This window comes from Synechococcus sp. W4D4, from assembly GCF_047716805.1.
Classification (GTDB): domain Bacteria; phylum Cyanobacteriota; class Cyanobacteriia; order PCC-6307; family Cyanobiaceae; genus Vulcanococcus.
Window position 1 is genome coordinate 1,500,314 of the sequence record NZ_CP180404.1, and the last position, 17,836, is coordinate 1,518,149.

A 17,836-nucleotide genomic window follows, 5' to 3' on the forward strand; every position below is an offset into this window, starting at 1 on the left:
GTGCGGCGAACCGCAAATTCCGCCGAACTTACTTGCCTAGACGGGGTGGTGGGCAGGCAGCTTGGACCCGTTTGAGAACCTCCCCGTAGGCCTCGACCACACCGCCAAGATCCTGGCGGAAACGGTCTTTGTCCAAAATTCGCTCTTGGGCGTCGCCGCTGACATTGCGATCCCAGAGCCGGCAGGTGTCGGGACTGATCTCATCGGCCACCACCAGTTGACCGTCTGTGGTGAAGCCCAGCTCGATCTTGAAGTCCACCAGCTCCAGGGCGATCTCCGCGAAGAAACCACGCAGGGACGTATTGACCGCCATCGCCAGATGCTCAAGCTCCTGGCGTTGAGAAGCGCTCAGCACACCGAGGCGCTCCAAGCGCGCGTCGGTCAGCAGCGGATCGCCATAGGCGTCGTCCTTGTAATAGAGATCCAGCAGCGGGGGGTCCAAGGGAGTGCCCGGCTCGATCGGCATCTGCTTGCAGAGAGAACCAAAGGCAATGTTGCGCACCACCACTTCCACCGGAACGATCTGAACCGGCTTGACCAGCATCCAGTTGGGTTCCTGCAAGGAGAGGTAGTGGGTCACGATCCCCTCCCGCTCCAGCAACTCAAACAGCCGCGCTGAGATCTGGCAGTTCATCAAGCCCTTGCCCGCCAACTGGGCCTTTTTGAGGGCGTTGAAGGCGGTGGCGTCGTCCTTGTACTCGACCGCTACCAAGTCAGTTTGATCGGTCTGGTAAACGCGCTTGGCTTTGCCTTCGTAGAGCAGAGATCCGAGGGTGTAAGCGGTCATGGTTGCGGTGCGGCGTGGCCTCCGGGGTCGCGGGGGGAACGCAGTTGCTGCTGCAACGCGTCGGCCCTGGCGCTTTGTCCAGAATCTTCCCGCGTAATGGCCCACGCGCTGTAGGCGTCATCCAGACGCTGGCTGAGGCGGCTCAGGCGTGCTCGCGAGCGCTCAGCCACCACACCCGGGGACTCCGATTCGATCAGCTTGCGCTGCTGCTCCAACAACGCAATGGCCATTCCCCAGGCCTGTGCGGCGGCCGCCTGATCCAGGGCCCGCTCCATCAGCTGATCGCGTTCCGCCAGGGGCAGTTGCGACAGCAAAGCGACCGCTTGACTGAGGCGCTCAGCGGCCACCTGCCCCGGACGACGTCCGGCCAGCAGCAGGGCTGCCGCCTCTTGGCGGCGATCCAGGGCAAGCAGGTGGTTCACGTACAGATCGAGAGCCGGCCGCGTGACAACCGTGCCGTCCTCGTTCACCCGAATGGGCAAGGCCAGAGTTTCCAGACGCTCGGGGTCGGCCGCCGTCAGTTGCTCCAGAAGGCGTGCCGCTAGACCGTGATGCAAGCCGGCTTGGGCAGCACGCCAACGCTGCACCAACCACTGTTCACGCTCCTGACCGGGGGAAGGGCCAAAGCGGTTGAGAACATCCAGCGCCGCATCAGGGGCCCTGCAACTGAGCAGGGCATTGGCATTCATCAACACCACAGGGAAGGGCTGGGGCGGCGGCGCCACCGTCAGCAGCCGCTCCTGAAGCAACCGCAGGCGGGTCACAAAGTCAAAGCTGGCGGCTTCCTGGCAGGCCAGGTTCAAAGCCCGCACGTCTCCGGTCTTGAGCAACGCCTGAAACTCGGCCTCTGGGGTGCTCCCCTCAATCTCCGGAGCCGACGGTCCCTCAACCTTCGGCTTGGGTTGGGCGCGAAAGAGATCGCCAATGAAGGGCAACTTCGCCTCGGCGGGCCCAGCCGCAGCCAACAGCAGAGGGAAGAGCGCCAAGCCCAAGGTCAAAGGCCACCGGCGACGCGCCCCCACCGGCGAGTAAAGAAGGAAAGGCACCGGCAGCGGTCTTCTGGGGGACAACCTAGGGGAGCTCACCGCTGTGATTACCGAACTGACCACTCGCTTCCAGCCCTCCATGACCGCGACCGCTGCCCCGCAACACGTGCTGGTCGTCGGAGGGGGTGGACGGGAGAACGCCCTGGCCTGGGCGCTCGCCCGCAGCGCGGGTGTGAAGCAGGTCTGGGTTACGCCCGGGAACGGTGGAACCCCTGAACTCGAGGGCTGCATCCAACTGGCCATCAGCGAGGGGGATCAGGACGCCCTGCTGAAGACCTGCCAGGATCAAAGGATTGATTTGGTCGTGGTGGGGCCCGAAGCCCCCCTGGCCGCTGGGTTGGCGGATCGGTTGCGCCAAGCCGGGCATGCCGTGTTTGGCCCAGGAGCGGACGGCGCCCAGCTGGAGGCCAGCAAGCAATGGGCCAAAGCGCTGATGGTGGAGGCCGGAATCCCCACGGCGGGCTACTGGAAAGCCAACAGTCGAGAGGAAGCCCTCAGCGCCCTGGAGAGCCAAGGCAAGCCGCTGGTGGTGAAGGCCGATGGACTGGCCGCCGGCAAGGGGGTGACCGTGGCCGAGAGCGTGGAGGAAGCCCGCGCAGCCATCGAGGAGATTTTTGCTGGACGCTTCGGTGCCGAAGCCTCCTTGGTCTTGGAGGAGCGCACCCATGGCCCCGAGGTCTCGGTCTTTGCCCTCAGTGATGGGGAACGCATGGTGCTGCTGCCCCCGGCCCAGGACCACAAACGCATTGGCGAGGGTGACGTTGGACCCAATACCGGAGGAATGGGTGCCTATGCACCGGCACCGCTCCTGGATCAAGCCGGTTTAGAGGAGGTCAAGCGACGGGTCCTCGAACCAACCCTGGCGGCCCTTCAGGCCCGTGGCATCAGCTACCGCGGGGTGATCTACGCCGGCCTGATGCTCACCGAGAACGGGCCCAGCGTGATCGAGTTCAACTGTCGCTTCGGCGATCCGGAGTGCGAGACCTTGATGCCGCTGATGGGGCCGGAGTTTGCTGCGGTCCTGCTGGCCTGCGCCACCGGGCAGCTTGAGAAGGCACCGACCTTGACGATCGCCGACCAGTGCAGCGCCTGCGTGATTGCCGCCGCCCAGGGCTATCCAGGGGAAATCCGCAGGGGTGACCCCATCTCCAGCGCAGTGAAGAACGGCGCCGATCGACAGCTATTCCATGCCGGAACTCGCCTGGACGACGCTGGGGTCTGCCACACCAATGGGGGCCGGGTGCTGGCGATGGTGGCGCAAGCGAGCGATTTTGATGCCGCCTTTGCCAAGGCCTATGCCGGGCTCGAGCAGGTGCACTTTGAGGGCATCACCTACCGCCGCGACATTGGCCACCAGGTCCGCAACCACTAAGCTGCCGCCGCCGATCTCAGCACCTTGACCAGCAGCCCCACCACGCCTGCCCCTCGCCGTTGGTGGCAGAGCCTGGTGCGCTGGTGGGCGGAATTCAGCCTCCAGACCAAGCTGCTGGCAGCCGCCACCCTGGTGGTCAGCCTGGTGATGACGGCCATCACCTTTTTCGCGCTCAACGGCATCCAGGCGGATGTACGCATGAGCGACACCCGCTATGCCCGAGATCTCGGGCTACTGCTGTCTGCCAATGTCACGCCGCTGGTCGCCCAGGGCAACGACCGGGAGCTGGCGGCGGTTGCCGAACGGTTCTGGAAATCCAGCCGGAGCCTTCGCTACATCTTCTTCGCCGACCCCGATGGGGTCATCTACCTGGGGATCCCGATCAGTGGCACCACCGGCAGCAGTGAACTGCTGCTGAGCCGCAAATTGGAGCTACCCGGCGAACTCTCCCGGCGTCCGCAGAACCCGCTCATTCGTCAACATCTGACCCCGGATGGGCAGGTCACCGATGTCTTCGTGCCCCTGGTCGCCGGTGGGCGTTATCTCGGCGTGCTGGCCCTGGGCATCAACCCCAACGAAGCGGCCCTGGCCAGCGCAGCGCTGAGCCGAGAGGTGACGGTGGCGGTCTTCATCTCGATCTGGATCCTGGTGATCTTGGGGGCGGTGTTCAACGCCCTGACCATCACCCAACCGGTGAAGGAGCTACTGCGGGGGGTTCGCTCCATCGCCGGGGGGGATTTTGAAGCGCGGATTGCTCTGCCCGTTGGCGGGGAATTGGGAGAACTACTGGACGGCTTCAACGACATGGCCTCCCAGCTCGAGGCCTACAACGAAGCGAACATCGAGGAACTCACCGCCGCCCAGGTCAAGCAGCAGTCCCTGATCGCCACCATGGCCGACGGGGCCTTGCTGCTGGATTCAGAAGGGCGCGTGGTGTTGGTCAACCCCACGGCCCGGCGACTCTTCCGCTGGGAGGGCCGCAATCTTGAAGGCACCCTCCTGATGGATGAACTGCCAGAGGGGCTCAATGTCGAGCTTCAGTCTCCGCTCGAGAGCCTGCTGGAGAACGACAAAGAGAGCAGTGATGTGCGCTGCAGCTTTGGCGAGCCGCCTCGCACCCTGCGCATCGTTCTGCAATCCGTGCGCGATGCCAGTGGTGAAACCCTCAAGGGCATCGCCGTCACGATCCAGGACCTCACCCGGGAAGTGGAGCTCAACGCAGCCCAGAGTCGTTTCATCAGCAACGTCTCCCATGAACTGCGGACGCCGCTGTTCAACATCAAGAGCTACGTCGAAACACTCCATGACATGGGCGAGCAGCTCAGCGAGGAGGACCGGCGCGACTTCCTCGCCATTGCCAACGCCGAGACCGATCGACTGACCCGCCTGGTCAATGACGTTCTCGATCTCTCCCGTCTGGAGAGCGATCGCGCCTGGTCCATGGAAGCGGTGGAGCTGGCCCCAACCATGGAGCAGACCCTTCGCAACTACAAATTAAATGCCAAGGAAAAGGGCGTCGAGCTCGAACTGCACGTCAGCGACGATCTGCCCAGGGTGCGGGGCAACTGGGATCTGCTCCTCCAGGTCTTCGACAACTTGGTGGGCAACGGCCTGAAGTTCACGGCCGCCGGAGGAAGCCTCAGTCTCCGGGCCTACCTCTGGCCGGACGTCTGCACCATTGACCCGAGCACCGCCGCCAACCCGGACAATCCCGCCTGCGAGCTGACCGCACCACTGCCAAAGCTCCGGGTGGAGATCTCCGATACGGGCTCTGGGATCTCCCGCGAAGATCAAGCGAAAATCTTTGATCGCTTTTATCGGGTCGAAAACGCCGTTCACACGGAAATCGGAACGGGCCTGGGCCTTTCGATCGTGCGGGGCATCCTCGAAAAACACGGGACCATGATCCGCATGGTCAGCGAGCTCAATGTCGGCACGACCTTCTGGTTCGACCTTCCCCTTGAGGACGCGGACGATACAGAACTCCAACTTCAAGCTGAAAGGAGGAGTTCAAGCGATTTAGGCGTTGGGATCTAGAACTGATCCTCTCCAACCCCTTTCACAATTCGCGAGAGCTCGCTGCGCTCATCGTGGTTAATGCGGTGCGGGACGCCGCTAATAATCCGCTCAAAGTTGGAGAAAGAATCTTTGATCTCGGGGCCATTGCTCGTGATCACAAATTCACGAATCCCCTTGTCGTGCCAAGAGCCACGCATCTTGAAGACGTTCAGAGCACGGGCCATTTCACCGCGGATCTCAACGTACTGAAGCAACAGGATCGTGTCGGTGATTGTCGAGATGTGGGAGTCCGTGATGGAGTGGCTTCCCATGAACTCCTCGGAGGTATTGGTAAAGAAGCCAGCGATCTCTTCCTGCTTCGCATAGCCGGTCACACCGATCACAAACTGACGGAAGGCGTTGTGACTAACACCCCGCGCCAAGGCCGAGAGGGAGTCAATCGCCATGCGCGAGGGCTTGAACTGACTGATTTCCGTTTTAATGATCTGCAGATGATCCTCCAGACCCGTTGACTCCGGATAGGCACAAATAATTTTCAGGAGTCCCTGTCGCTCCATCTCTTCAAAATCAATGCCCCAACTGGTGGCATTGCGCAGCAGTTGGGCCCGCGATTCCTCGTAGGCAAACAGGATGGCCCTCTCCTTGTTGGCGCAGGCGTTTTCAACAAACTTGCTGACCAGCAGGGTCTTGCCGGTACCGGTAGCACCGGTCGCCAGGATGATCGAGTCCTTGAAGAAGCCCCCTCCGCACATCTCGTCGAGGCGCGGGACTCCAGAGCTGACCCGCACATTGGAGCTGCGTTGGGTCAGTCGCATCGCCCCCAGTGGGAAGATGCTGATGCCATGGGAGCCCATGGTGAAGGGGAACTCCCCTTTCATATGGGTGGTTCCGCGCAGCTTGAGGATTTCCACCGTGCGCCGGCGCCGCTCACCCTCCAGGACATTGCGGAGGATCACGACGTTGTCGCTGACGAACTCCTCTACCCCGTAGCGGGCAATCGGACCGTACTCATCGATCCGCTCAGTGGTCATCACCGTCGTCACCCCGATCTCTTTGAGTCGGGCAATCAGCCGGAATATCTCGCGACGCACGACCGAGACCGCGTCGTATTGCTGAAAAACGGCCGTAATCGAATCGATCGCGACGCGCCTGGCTTTGTACTTGCGGATCGCATAGTTAATCCGCTCAATCAGACCCGAGAGATCGAAGCTACCGGCGACATCCTGTCCCTCAGGATCAGGGGAGGCATCCAACAGGAATAACTTATCCTGCTCGACCATTTCCTGAAGATTCCAGCCGAAACTCGCGGCATTACGGAGGATATCGAGCGGCGACTCTTCAAACGTGACAAAGATTCCAGGCTCGTCGAACTGACGAATGCCGTTATAGAGGAAGTTGAGCGAGAAGACCGTTTTACCTGTACCCGAGGTGCCACTGATCAGCGTCGAGCGACCAATCGGCAACCCCCCCTGGCAAATATCATCAAAACCCTCAATCCCCGTGGGGAGCTTCTGAACCGTCGATAGGTTGTTGGGTTGTGGGATGGGGTCCTGCATGGGGTGGGTAGGCCTACTGGCAATTTAGGGATAATTGATGGCGATGGCAGCCATTCTTTGTCAGTTCAACGTTGGTTTTCACACAAGATCCCCCGTCGCATCCCCATCAATCAAGGACTCGGACAAAGCCTCGTCACTGAGCTCCTCAAACAAAAGGTCCAAACCAATCAAAACCCGTTCTCGATCTGACAGATCACCAATAATCCGGCGCACCGGAGGCGGCAGAATCTTCGACAGGGTGGGTGTGGCCAAGATCTTGTCCTCTTCGGCCAGTTGCGGATTCTTGAGCACATCAATGACTTTCAAAGCGTAAACACCTTGGAACTCCGTATCCAGAATGTTGCGCAGGGTTTTGAGCGCACGCATGGAGTTGGGCGTGTTCCCCGCCACGTACAGCTTCAAGATGTAGGTCTTGCGCGGACTCATTGAAATCACCTCCTCAGGTCAAATGGAATGGGGAAAGAACTAACCAACAGCCTCATCAGGCGGCGGCTCTGCTAACGGGATATCGGGAGGGATCGAACGCCGGTACATCTCACACAAATGGGCCATGACATCCAAGAGCGCAAGCCTGTAATCCTGAAGAAAGTCGTTTTTATGGCCCTCCAGCCGTAGCTGTTTCCAAAAGGACTCCATCAGGTCCACATGGATTTCAACAACGCTGTTGACCGGCAGATCACAAAAGAAGGCGCTGTGGACAAAGCTTTCAATCGCCTGGTTGGCCGCCGCAGGGTCCTTGAAGTAACTGATCAGGACGTCGCGATAGCCCCGCTGCAACGACTGGCGCAACTCTCTGTGGTCCTCCTGGGGCAGATTGCGTAAAAAGAGAGACGGGTCGCGCTTATAGAAGACCCCTAAGTAGCCCAATCGGCCCTGAAGGCGATTGGGAAGCCGCCAAGACAATGGAGTCGAGGCCGACTCAGCACCGGGCTCATGCCCAGCGGACATCCCCTTGCGCAGGAAGCGCGAGACCGCCGCATCCAGGCTGTAGACGATCTGCTCGAGCTGGTCCTGGGGCAGATGCACCTCCGCCTCGTGATAGTCCACGCGACCGCTGACCTCCCCCACGACGACCGCCGGCAGCAGTACGCCTTGCTGCCGCAAGCCCTCGAGGGCATCCGGAGCAGTGACCCCCTGCTGCAAGAGCACGACATCAAAGGCATCCCGCCGCTGCATCAGTTCGGCGATGGGGTCAGAAAGGGAGCCCAGATCCTCCAGTCGATAACGCTCGCCCTTCAGCCAGGTGGTGGCGGCCTTGACCAACCGCGGGTCCGACAGCAGCGATGCAATGGTGAGCGCCGGCTGAGTCATCGGCCGTAGTCAGAGCCCTCGCACGTGACCACAGTGTTGACGGGAGTCGCCTCGAGCGGCGAAACTCGTTGTTTGTCTTCCGATTGCCGTGGCAGGCCGAATTGGCGGTGTCCTTCCGCCAGCCTGACCGCGCCCCTTTCGTCATGAGCACTGATTCGCAAACCGGCCCTTACGCCATCGTTGAAACGTCGGGCACCCAGGTCTGGGTCCAGCCCAACCGTTACTACGACCTCAACCGCATCCACGCCGAGGTCGACAGCACCCTCACCCTTGAGAACGTGCTGCTCGTCAACGACGGCAAGGCCGCCAGCGTTGGTCAGCCCTACGTCAAAGGGGCCACCGTTGAGCTTCAGGTGATGGCTCACCGCCGCGGCCAGAAAATCATCGTTTACAAGATGCGCCCCAAGAAGAAGACCCGCCGTAAGAACGGACACCGTCAGGAGCTCACCCGCGTGATGGTCAAGTCCATCAGCGTCGGCGGCAAAGCACTGGCCTGATCCTCCAGACCCTTTTCCTGAACCCCTGAGCTTCCTCCCCCATGGCCCACAAGAAAGGCACCGGCTCCACCCGTAACGGCCGCGACTCCAACTCCAAGCGTCTTGGCGTCAAGCGCTACGGCGGTGAATCCGTCAGCGCCGGTTCGATCCTCATTCGCCAGCGCGGCACCTCCGTGCTCCCCGGCAGCAATGTCGGCCGCGGCGCTGATGACACCCTCTTCTCCCTCGTCGATGGCGTGGTCAGCTTCGACACCATCAAGCGTGGCCTACGCACCCGCAAGCGCATCAACGTGGCCGTCGGCTGAAGCCAACTCCTAGGCGCTCCTGAGCCGGCACCTTGGTGCCGGCTTTTTTATGGGCTGGCTTCAGGCCAAGCGGTAGGCGCGGGTGGTGATCAAGTACGGGTGAAACACCTCGAGGAAGCGGGCCTGCAGGGTGCGGAAGAACCGCTCCACCAGTGCCGGATCATCAAAGTGGAAGGGGTACTCGCCGTTGAAGCCCTGAAAGAAATACCAATTGAGTAGGGCAATGGCCTCGGGGCCCATCCGCTGAGCGAACTGCTCGAGTTGCGCCGATGGATCCTTGAGGTGCTCGAGCACATCCAGGCAGACCACCGTGTCGAACTGGGCCGGGAGGGCGGCATCCCCCAGGTCCCGGAAACAGCGCAGCTTGTGCGCCAAGCCAAAGCGCTCAGCCCGGTCCGTGACAAAGGCTCGATTGGCGGGATTGAGGTCGACGAACCAGACCGCCTCCACCTCGGGGAGAGCCGCAGCCGCCAGGGCATGGGTGCCAATCCCACCGCCGAAATCGAGAACCTGACCCTTGGCAAACATCGCCTGCAAACGCAAGGTGTCCGCGATGTAGTCCGCACTGCTGAGGTGCCAAGCCGCGAGTTCCAGCAGGTGGGCATGGCCCACCTCGTTTTCGTAGAAGCTCCCCGCCTGGTCAGGATCAAAGGCCCCAGGATGCGCTGCCGCCAGGGCCTCGGTGGCCAAGGGCAGTTGCCGCTCTAGCTCAGCCGGCGAGAGCGAGAGATGGGCCGCCAGATGCTGGCGAAGATCAAAGCCTCCGGCGAGGAAATGATCGAGGGAGAGAGCGGCGGTGACGGTCATGGCTGATCACCGTAGAGGTCGCTGCTCAGGGCCCAACTCCGCCCCGGCCCCCGGGACCATCAACCAACGGCGCAACCAGGCCGTCAGCCAATAGAAGGGCAGGGTGTCGATCAAAGCGGCCAAGGCCTTGAACAGGTAACCGCTGGCAATGAAGCTCACCAGCTGCGGAGCGACCGGCAGGTCGGAACGCACGGGCAGGACATGGGCGGCGTAGTGGCTAATGAGCACCACCGCAGTCGTATCCACCAGCTGGCTGACCAAGGTCGAGCCGTTGTTGCGCAACCAGAGCGCCCGGCCGCCGGTGAAGCGTTTCCAGAAATGGAACAGACGCACATCCGTGAACTGGGCCGCCATATAGGCCGCCATGGAGGCCCCGACCGCGCCAAAGGCCAACCCCTGCACTGCAAAAAACGTGTCATCCGGCGCCCCGGGCAGGCCCGGCAATACGCCGCCCAGCCAGAGCACCAGGACGATCCAACCGTTCAGAAGCAGCCCGACCCAGACCAACTGATTGGCCCGTTGCTCGCCCCAGATTTCACTGATCAAGTCGGTGCAGAGAAAGGTCACCGGATAGGGGAGGGCTCCAACCGCCACCACCACGGGCCACGAGCCAATCTGACCGAGCTGAAGAAAGCGCGTCAGACCAAGGATGTTCAACATCCCCATCGTTCCAAGGAAAAGACCGGACAAGACCAGAAAGGCCAGCTCCCGGCGCTGTTGCAGAGCCTCGTCCACGGGCATTGAGCGCCATCAGCTGCGCCACACGGTGGCACCATTGCGACGTGCTCGCCTCAATCCAGCGTTGACCTGCGGCTTTCTCGTACTCGACAAGCCGGCGGGGATGAGCTCCCACAGCTGTGTCTCCCGAATCCGCCGGGCCTATGGGCTCAAACGGGTGGGCCATGGCGGAACCCTGGATCCGGCGGTGACAGGGGTGCTGCCCATTGCCCTGGGCCCCGCCACCCGGCTGCTTCCCTACCTCGAGAGCGACAAGACCTATCGGGGAATCGTCCAACTGGGGGTCAGGACCGACAGCGATGACCTGGAGGGTCAGGTCCTGGAGGAGCGTTCTGTGCCAGGCCTCAGCCGCGACGCCATTGACGACGCCCTAGGCCCGTTCCGCGGCGCCATCCAACAGCGCCCTCCAGCGGTCTCAGCGGTCCACGTCAATGGAGAACGGGCCTACAAACTGGCCCGCGTCGGCCAGTGCCCCGATCTTCCCCCCCGACCGGTGACCATTCACCGCTTGGACCTGTTGGGTTGGGATCCAAAGCAGGCCCAAATTGAACTGGAGGTGCACTGCAGCGCTGGCACCTACATCCGCTCCTTAGCCCGCGACCTCGGGGAGGCCCTGGGCTGTGGCGGCAGCCTGGCGCGACTGCGGCGGACCCGAGCCCTCGGATTTGGACTGGAGCAAAGCGTGACCCTGGAGCAACTGGAGGGGGAGCCACCCGCGCTGCTCAGCCCCCTGGAGGTACTCGGCCATCTGCCCCAACACCAGCTGGACGACAACGGGCTGGCGGGCTGGCGCTGCGGGCGGCTCCAGACCTGTGACCCCGGCTGGGCGCTCGAGAGCCCCGTCGTGGTGGTGGATCCAGATGGCAACCTGGCGGGTATGGCCCGGGTCGCCTCCCCCGGGCAACTGCAACCCAAGCTCGTGCTCGACGCTGCGGGCTAGCTCACTCCGAACTCACGCATGGCCGGCCACAGCCGATGGGCCCAAATCAAGCGCACCAAGGCCGTGGTGGATGCCAAGCGCGGGGCAGTCTTCACCCGGCTGGGCCGGGAAATCATGGTGGCGGCCCGCGCCGGAGCGGACCCGGCCGGCAATTTCCAGCTGCGCACCGCCATTGAAAAGGCCAAGGCAGCCCGGGTGCCCAACGCCAACATCGAGCGCGCCATCGCCAAAGGCTCCGGCCAGGGGGGGAGCGGTGCCGATCAATTTGAGGAGGTTCGCTACGAGGGCTACGGGCCGGGGGGCGTGGCCGTCCTGATCGAATCCCTGACCGACAACCGCAATCGGGCGGCCGCTGAGATTCGCCTGGCCTTCAACAAAAACGGCGGGAACCTCGGGGAGACCGGCTGCGTTGGCTACCTCTTCGAGCACCGCAGCGTCGTCCGCCTCAGCCAAGCCGACCTGCAGGAAGACAGCCTGCTCGAGCACCTGCTCAGCCTCGAGGACCAGGTCCTCAGCTACGAGATCGATGCCGACGGGGCCGAAATCATCGGCCCGTTCGAGCAGCTGGAGGCCCTCCAGGACAGCCTCCGCAGCGCAGGACTACCCGTGACCAGCTGGGAGCACCGATGGGTGGCCCAAACGCCGTGCCACCTGGAGGATCCAGAAGCCCTCGCGAGCTGCCTCAAGCTGCTCGATGCCCTCGAAGAGTTGGACGACGTGCGGAGCGTCACCTCCAACCTCGAGGCGGACGAGGCCCTGATGGAGGCCGCCCTCAGCTGAGGGCGGCAGCAGCCTCAGGGTCAGCCACGACCTCCAACTGGGGATGCCGCTGCATCCAACTGGCGGGGACCTGATCGCAGGGCGGATCCTGCAGGGTCCGCCGCAGGATCTCAGCCTTCGCGCCTCCTGTGACCACCAGCAGCAGGGAGCGGGCCCCCAGGATCTCCGCGGTCCCCAGGGTGATCGCCTGATCCGGGACGGAGGCCGGATCTCCCCCGAAGGCTCCGGCGTTCTGCTCCCGGGTCGCCGGGCTCAGGGCCAGAGCGCGGCAGGGCATCTCGGGTCCGCAGGGGGGCTCATTGAATCCCACATGGCCATTGCCCCCTAAGCCCAGCAGTTGCAAGCCGATGCCCCCTGCCCGCTGGAGCGCCTGGCGGTAGCGGAGCGCCTCCAACTGGGGGTCCGGCGCCCGGCCATCAGGGATCCGGAGGGCGCCGGGGGCAAGCTGAAGAGGGACCCCCAGCTGGGCGTCCATGAAGGCGGCAAAGGAACGCGGATCCTCAGCCCCTAAACCGACATATTCATCCAGGTTGAAGCTGCTCCACCCGGCCAACAGCGCTTGGCGCTCCTGGGCTGGCAGCTGCTGCAACTGCCGCACCAAGGCCCCATAGACCGGCAGCATCGTGCGTCCGGTGGCCAGGCCAAGGTTGCCCCTGGAGCGCAGAGCCTCCAGCAGACGGCCAGCCACAAGCTCCGCCACGGCGGCGGCATCGGCGACCAGCGTCAGGGTCATCAGCTGGCTGGTCACAAACGGGGGGCCATCGCCTGCCATGCCTCCGGCTTTGAGCCTGGCTGAGGTCGGGCCCGTCGCGCCAGGGCTCCATAGGACTCGAGCTGAACGCCTCGGTAGTAATGGCGAAGGATCGCGTCAAAACTCTCGCCCCGCTGGGCCATCGCCATTGCCCCCCACTGGCTCATGCCGATGCCATGGCCATAGCCCCGGCCGACGGCCACCAGTTGCACGGCTGCCCCTGGGAGCGGGCGGGCCTGGGGCAAGGAGAACGCTGGTAACGGCGGGGGCGGGGAAGGCCAGCCCAGGGGGGCATGGCTGGCTGTCAAACCCAAGGGTTCAACGCGGGATGGACGCGTAGGAGCCAACTCAAAGCGGACCCAGGTACTGCGCAGGCCCAGACGACTGCGGAGCTGGGCACCGCTGAGCAGGAGCTGCCCGCCGCGGCCGACCACGCGAGCCTGCTTGACCCGGCCGGTGCGCGTCGTGGAGAGAACCTCGATGGCCAGGACCTGATCGAGCTCGGGGAAAGCCCGCTTCAGCAGCGGCCCATCGAGGGCTTTGCTCCACTGATGCACCGGTGAGGCCTGGTCAAAGTCGGGGACACTGACCAGATAAGGCATCTGGCGGATCCAGAGATCCCCGCTGCTCTCGGTCGAACCACCACTACTGCTGTGGAAGACCGCATCAATCAGAGCGTTGTTGAACGTCAGGACGAGCCCCCGGGTTTGGTTCACCGCCCCCCAGGTGCTGGCGGTTTCCGCCTCAACCCCTTTGTAGACCTGGCTGGCCACGGTCGCCTTGAGGTCGAAGGCCGAGGCCGGCTTGCGGGCCTTCAGGGCATAGGTGCGGGCTGCCACCGCCTGGGCCTTCAGGGCCGCGACCGGCCAACTCGCTGGCATCTCGCTGCCAACCACGCTGGGGAGGTAGGTCTCCACAGGGACGTGATTCACCACCTGCAGCTGCGGGCCCTGGCGCCGCAGCTGCAGACGACCGCGGTAGTGGCGCTGGCCCAGCCACAGACCTGGGTCGCGATTGGATCCCTGGGCCTGGGGCACCGCCTCAAACCACAACTCCTTGTCTTGCCGCCGGGCCTCGAAGCGCAATTCGGCCCCTGGTGGCTCCAGCCCCAACTGCTGACCACGCCCATCAAGAACCCGTAGTCCACCCGAGGGCTCAGCCGCCCTCACGCGCAAGCTTGGGGCCTCCAGCACCAACACCCGCAACCAGGGCTCAGCCGCCCGCAGGGGCGCCACAGCTACGGCAGCACAGATCCCCGCCACCAAGGCGATGACTCGGGGATGGGCGCGATGCGGCATCGTCCCCAAGGGGAAAGGGCAGGCCATTGTGACGAGCCCAGGCGGGCCGTGCCAGCCCCGCCATGGCACGATCAACCCAGAGAGACCGGGGAGAACACCGGCCGTGCAGGTCACCTTCCTCGGCACCAGCTCGGGAGTACCAACGCGAGCCCGCAATGTGTCGGCAGTGGCCCTGCGCTTACCGCAGCGGGCTGAGCTCTGGCTCTTTGATTGCGGCGAGGGAACCCAGCACCAATTCCTGCGCAGTGAGCTGCGGGTCAGCCAGCTGCGCCGGGTGTTCATCACCCACATGCACGGTGACCACACCTTTGGCCTGCCCGGCCTGCTGGCCAGCCTGGGGCTAGCCGGCACCTGCAGCGGCATTGACCTCTACGGACCGGATCCCTTGCGCGACTACCTCGAGGGGGTGATGCGGACCTCCTCGATGCGCATTGGCTATCCCCTGCGCAGCCATCGGGTGAAAGACGCGGCCCGCAGCGGTGCCCTGCTTCTGGATGACGACGACATCACCGTGCGCTGCACCGCGCTCATCCACCGGGTGCCGGCCTTTGCCTACCGGGTGGACCAGAAGCCCCGGCCCGGACGCTTCGATGTGGAACAAGCCAAAGCCCTAGGAATCCCACCCGGGCCGATCTACGCCGAGCTCAAGGCGGGGCGCAACGTCACCCTGGAAGACGGCCGGATCATCAACGGGGAATCCCTGTGCGGCCCCGACCGCCCCGGCTGCAGCGTCGTCTACTGCACCGACACGGTCTTCAGTGAGGCAGCGGTGGAGCTGGCTGCCGGCGCTGACCTGCTGATCCACGAGAGCACCTTCGCCCATGCCGAGGCCGAGATGGCCTTTGCCAAGCAGCACTCCACCAGCACGATGGCGGCCCAAACCGCCCTGGCCGCGGGCGTCAAGCAGCTGGCCCTGACCCATCTGAGCCCGCGCTATGTGCCGGGTAACGCGGTCACCCCGGATGACCTCTTGGCCGAAGCCCAGGCGATCTTCCCCAACACGCTCCTCGCGAAGGATTTTCTGACCCTTGAGGTCGCCCCCCAAGAGGCCTAGGCCTGCAACAGTTCGTGAGTGCCTTGGGCTCGGCCAAGCGGCGGGTCCGCCGGCCGTGATACAAGAGCTCAGGCGCGTTCTATACGCCACGTTGCCAGCTTTTTCGATGGCCTCTGTTTTCTCTTCTGCTCTCCGGTCTCTGGCCCGGCTGATGCTTCTGCCCCTAGCTCTGCTGGTGGGTCTTGCCGGCCCTGCCCAGGCCGCCCAGTGGACCGCTGAGCAGCTCACCGTTCCCGCTGATGCCGCTGGCACCTCGGTGAGCTTCAGCGAGCAGGAAGTCAACGCGGGTCGCAAGATCTTCAACGACAGCTGCGGCATCTGCCACGCCGGTGGCATCACCAAGACCAACCACAACGTGGGCCTGGATCCCGAGACCCTGGCCAACGCCACTCCGGCCCGGGACAACGTTGATGCCCTGGTGGAGTTCATGAAGGACCCCACCAGCTACGACGGCGAATACAGCATTGCTGACGTGCACCCCAGCATCCGCAGCAGCGACGTCTTCGTAAAAATGCGCGATCTCAACGATGAAGACCTGCGCCTGATGGCCGGTTTCATCCTGACGGCACCCAAAGTGCTGGGCCCCCAGTGGGGCGGCGGCAAGATCTACTTCTGATCCAGCTTCCACTCCTCTCACAGCAAAGCCCCGCCGGTTTCGGCGGGGCTTTTTTGTGGTCAGATCTCAGGAGACTGCCGGCGGGGTGAGGTTGCTGGGATCACAGGAGGTCGGCTGCTTGCTGTACCACCATTCCTGCAGGGGACTACTTAAGCGCTGGGAGAAGAGCGTGAGAACGGTCTGGGTGGGTCTTGAGCCTGGCTGCAGCAGCTCGACCGCATAGGAGGGGCAACGGCGTGCCGCCAGGTCAGGAACGAAGCGCTTACCCACCCGTCGCCAACTGGGCTCCTTGCTGCGCCAGGAGAGCCGGCAACAGGGCCAAGGCAGCTCTTCTCGATCAAACAGACGGCAGCAGGGGCCAATCACCCGAAAGCTGTACTGCGCACCAGGGCTGGTGTGCTCGCTGCCCGGCGCATAAACCTCTTGCACCTGAGGAGGGGTTGAACCCGAGGCTGAGGCAGTCACAACGGCAGGCAGGGACTAAAGACAAAAAAACCACCCCGAAGGGTGGTTCTGAGAACACAAAGAGACGGGGCGTGAACGGGCACGCCCCGAGTCGAGCTCAGTACAGCTCTTCTTCGGCGTGGGTCTTGATGGTGCAGTCGCTGGTGGGGTAAGCCACGCAGGTCAGGACGAAACCAGCTTCGATCTGGTCGTCGTCGAGGAAGCTCTGATCAGACTGGTCGACGGTGCCAGCGGTGATCTTGCCGGCGCAGGTGCTGCAAGCACCAGCACGGCAGGAGTAGGGGAGATCGATGCCCTGCTCTTCAGCGGCGTCGAGGATGTACTGATCGTCAGGAACCTCGATGGTCTTGTTGAGGCCCTCTGCCTCGCTGATGAGGGTGACCTTGTAGGAAGCCATGAAAAGGATTGGGGCTCACAGGCTCCTGGAGAAAAAATCCAGGCCCTGTAGGACGGACCCTTCCTACATCCGACAAGGGCAGTTCCTGGGCTTTCGAGGGGATCTCAAGGCGAAGCCCAATGGGAACCAAGGGCACACATCAGCGTGACTTATGCGACAAGCCCCGGTTTTGGATTTTCGTCAGGAGCGCCTGATGGTCATCAGACCCCACTGGCTCTGCTGGGCGGTGAGCTCTGCACTCCACCCCTGCTCCGCCAAAACCTCCTGCAACCTGGGGACCTGACTCACCAGCAGCCCACTGAGGAAGCCCAGCCCCTCGGGGGACAGGACGGTGTCGAACGCTGGGCAGAGGGCTTCGATCACCGGGGCCAGGATGTTGCAGAGCAGCAGGTCGGCAGGACGCCCCTCAAGCATCTCGGCCAAGCGCTCAATGGAGCCCAGGTCCACCTGGAGCTGCTCAGCGAAACCGCTGACCACAGCGTTGTCGCGGGTGGCCCGAACCGCCAGGGGGTCCGTGTCAGCCGCAGCGACAGACGAGGTGCCCTCAAGCAGGGCGGCGATGCCCAGAATGCCGCTACCGCAGCCCAGGTCAGCCACGCGCATGGGGCTCAGGGTTCCACCTCGCTCATCGGCCAACTGCTCGATCGCTTCCAAACAGAGCCGGGTGGTGGGATGACTGCCGGTACCAAAGGCACTGCCGGGATCCATCCGGATGACCTGCCGATCGGCGTACTCGGGGGGAAGCTCTAGCCAGGCGGGAAGGATCAAGAGGCGCTGGCCGACCGGATCGGGTTCCCAGTGCTGCTTCCAGCTCAGGCTCCAGTCCTCGTCATCCTGTTCAAACCAGTGGATGGGCGGGAGGGTCAACCCAAAGGTGTCCGCCAGGGGCTGGAGGGCCTGCTCGAGCTGCTGGCGTTCGCTCTCCGGCCAATCGGAGGCCGGCAACCAGGCCACCAACTGCCGTTCCTGGGGGTGCTCAGGGCGGTGACGCACGGCCACCCGGGGAATCCCAAGGGTGTTGAGCTTCCAGATCAGCGATTCCTCGAGTTCTGGAAGCGCAAGCAGCTCAAGCCGCCACCAAGGCAAGGCCATCGGGG

General features: G+C 63.6%; 20 protein-coding genes. 8 read left to right on the forward strand and 12 right to left on the reverse strand.

All coding sequences use genetic code 11. The annotated features are described in order from the left end of the window. Window positions 1-28: 28 nt before the first annotated feature. Together purC and ACLM42_RS08400 are read right to left on the reverse strand one after the other, a co-directional pair. The gene (gene purC, locus ACLM42_RS08395; RefSeq protein ID WP_415398791.1) at window positions 29-787 is read right to left on the reverse strand and encodes a phosphoribosylaminoimidazolesuccinocarboxamide synthase; all 759 of its coding nucleotides are present in this window, start codon (window positions 785-787) and stop codon (window positions 29-31) included. Next, a complete protein-coding gene (locus tag ACLM42_RS08400) occupies window positions 784-1,833 on the reverse strand; it encodes a hypothetical protein (RefSeq protein WP_415398792.1) in 1,050 nt (349 codons plus the stop codon). Before ACLM42_RS08400 ends, purC begins: the two co-directional genes overlap by 4 nt. A 79-nt stretch (window positions 1,834-1,912) precedes the next feature. Between ACLM42_RS08400 and purD the strand changes: the two genes are divergently transcribed. Together purD and nblS are read left to right on the forward strand one after the other, a co-directional pair. Continuing rightward, window positions 1,913-3,205 (forward strand): phosphoribosylamine--glycine ligase, encoded by a 1,293-nt coding sequence (gene purD / locus ACLM42_RS08405; RefSeq protein ID WP_415398793.1) that lies wholly within the window; start codon window positions 1,913-1,915, stop codon window positions 3,203-3,205. Window positions 3,206-3,229: 24 nt separating this feature from the next. Continuing rightward, window positions 3,230-5,242: a two-component system sensor histidine kinase NblS gene (nblS, locus tag ACLM42_RS08410; RefSeq protein WP_247910316.1), complete on the forward strand. Its 2,013-nt coding sequence runs from the start codon at window positions 3,230-3,232 to the stop codon at window positions 5,240-5,242. On the opposite strand, the gene kaiC is transcribed toward nblS, so the two are convergent. The 3 genes from kaiC to ACLM42_RS08425 form a co-directional block, all read right to left on the reverse strand. Next, a complete protein-coding gene (kaiC, locus tag ACLM42_RS08415; protein ID WP_247910315.1) occupies window positions 5,239-6,780 on the reverse strand; it encodes a circadian clock protein KaiC in 1,542 nt (513 codons plus the stop codon). The genes nblS and kaiC overlap by 4 nt on opposite strands. A gap of 78 nt (window positions 6,781-6,858) precedes the next feature. Beyond that, on the reverse strand, window positions 6,859-7,206 hold the full coding sequence (kaiB, locus tag ACLM42_RS08420; protein ID WP_247910314.1) for a circadian clock protein KaiB: 348 nt from the start codon (window positions 7,204-7,206) through the stop codon (window positions 6,859-6,861). A gap of 39 nt (window positions 7,207-7,245) precedes the next feature. Further along, the gene (locus ACLM42_RS08425) at window positions 7,246-8,091 is read right to left on the reverse strand and encodes a circadian clock protein KaiA (protein WP_415398794.1); all 846 of its coding nucleotides are present in this window, start codon (window positions 8,089-8,091) and stop codon (window positions 7,246-7,248) included. 143 nt (window positions 8,092-8,234) lie between these two features. On the opposite strand from ACLM42_RS08425, the gene rplU reads away from it, so the two are divergent. Together rplU and rpmA are read left to right on the forward strand one after the other, a co-directional pair. Beyond that, complete coding sequence (rplU, locus tag ACLM42_RS08430) at window positions 8,235-8,588, forward strand: 50S ribosomal protein L21 (protein ID WP_247910312.1); 354 nt, start codon at window positions 8,235-8,237, stop codon at window positions 8,586-8,588. Window positions 8,589-8,629: 41 nt separating this feature from the next. After that, window positions 8,630-8,893 carry a 50S ribosomal protein L27 gene (gene rpmA / locus ACLM42_RS08435; protein ID WP_247910311.1) on the forward strand — a complete coding sequence of 88 codons (264 nt, stop codon included), beginning with the start codon at window positions 8,630-8,632 and terminating at the stop codon, window positions 8,891-8,893. A 60-nt stretch (window positions 8,894-8,953) separates the two neighbouring features. Here rpmA and ACLM42_RS08440 read toward each other — a convergent pair whose 3' ends face one another. Continuing rightward, window positions 8,954-9,700, reverse strand: a complete 747-nt coding sequence (locus tag ACLM42_RS08440) for a class I SAM-dependent methyltransferase (protein WP_247910310.1) — start codon at window positions 9,698-9,700, stop codon at window positions 8,954-8,956. Window positions 9,701-9,706: 6 nt separating this feature from the next. Next, complete coding sequence (locus ACLM42_RS08445) at window positions 9,707-10,441, reverse strand: queuosine precursor transporter (protein WP_247910309.1); 735 nt, start codon at window positions 10,439-10,441, stop codon at window positions 9,707-9,709. A 25-nt stretch (window positions 10,442-10,466) separates the two neighbouring features. On the opposite strand from ACLM42_RS08445, the gene truB reads away from it, so the two are divergent. Both truB and ACLM42_RS08455 read left to right on the forward strand, forming a co-directional pair. Further along, the gene (gene truB, locus ACLM42_RS08450; protein WP_415398795.1) at window positions 10,467-11,378 is read left to right on the forward strand and encodes a tRNA pseudouridine(55) synthase TruB; all 912 of its coding nucleotides are present in this window, start codon (window positions 10,467-10,469) and stop codon (window positions 11,376-11,378) included. 18 nt (window positions 11,379-11,396) lie between these two features. Continuing rightward, the gene (locus tag ACLM42_RS08455) at window positions 11,397-12,158 is read left to right on the forward strand and encodes a YebC/PmpR family DNA-binding transcriptional regulator (RefSeq protein ID WP_247910308.1); all 762 of its coding nucleotides are present in this window, start codon (window positions 11,397-11,399) and stop codon (window positions 12,156-12,158) included. Here ACLM42_RS08455 and ACLM42_RS08460 read toward each other — a convergent pair. Both ACLM42_RS08460 and ACLM42_RS08465 read right to left on the reverse strand, forming a co-directional pair. Continuing rightward, window positions 12,151-12,891, reverse strand: a complete 741-nt coding sequence (locus ACLM42_RS08460; protein ID WP_415398796.1) for a glucosamine-6-phosphate deaminase — start codon at window positions 12,889-12,891, stop codon at window positions 12,151-12,153. The genes ACLM42_RS08455 and ACLM42_RS08460 overlap by 8 nt on opposite strands. Before the next feature lie 11 nt (window positions 12,892-12,902). Then, complete coding sequence (locus tag ACLM42_RS08465) at window positions 12,903-14,207, reverse strand: SpoIID/LytB domain-containing protein (protein ID WP_415398797.1); 1,305 nt, start codon at window positions 14,205-14,207, stop codon at window positions 12,903-12,905. A gap of 103 nt (window positions 14,208-14,310) precedes the next feature. On the opposite strand from ACLM42_RS08465, the gene rnz reads away from it, so the two are divergent. Both rnz and psbV read left to right on the forward strand, forming a co-directional pair. Next, window positions 14,311-15,261 (forward strand): ribonuclease Z, encoded by a 951-nt coding sequence (gene rnz / locus ACLM42_RS08470; protein WP_247910305.1) that lies wholly within the window; start codon window positions 14,311-14,313, stop codon window positions 15,259-15,261. A gap of 106 nt (window positions 15,262-15,367) precedes the next feature. Beyond that, a complete protein-coding gene (gene psbV, locus ACLM42_RS08475; protein WP_247910304.1) occupies window positions 15,368-15,877 on the forward strand; it encodes a photosystem II cytochrome c-550 in 510 nt (169 codons plus the stop codon). 66 nt (window positions 15,878-15,943) lie between these two features. On the opposite strand, the gene ACLM42_RS08480 is transcribed toward psbV, so the two are convergent. From ACLM42_RS08480 to prmA, 3 genes are all read right to left on the reverse strand, one after another. Continuing rightward, entirely contained in the window at window positions 15,944-16,306 is a 363-nt protein-coding gene (locus ACLM42_RS08480) for a hypothetical protein (protein ID WP_247910303.1), read from the reverse strand. A 133-nt stretch (window positions 16,307-16,439) separates the two neighbouring features. Further along, window positions 16,440-16,739 carry a ferredoxin gene (locus tag ACLM42_RS08485; RefSeq protein WP_010310832.1) on the reverse strand — a complete coding sequence of 100 codons (300 nt, stop codon included), beginning with the start codon at window positions 16,737-16,739 and terminating at the stop codon, window positions 16,440-16,442. Window positions 16,740-16,919: 180 nt separating this feature from the next. Next, a complete protein-coding gene (gene prmA / locus ACLM42_RS08490; RefSeq protein ID WP_415398798.1) occupies window positions 16,920-17,831 on the reverse strand; it encodes a 50S ribosomal protein L11 methyltransferase in 912 nt (303 codons plus the stop codon). Window positions 17,832-17,836 lie beyond the last annotated feature (5 nt).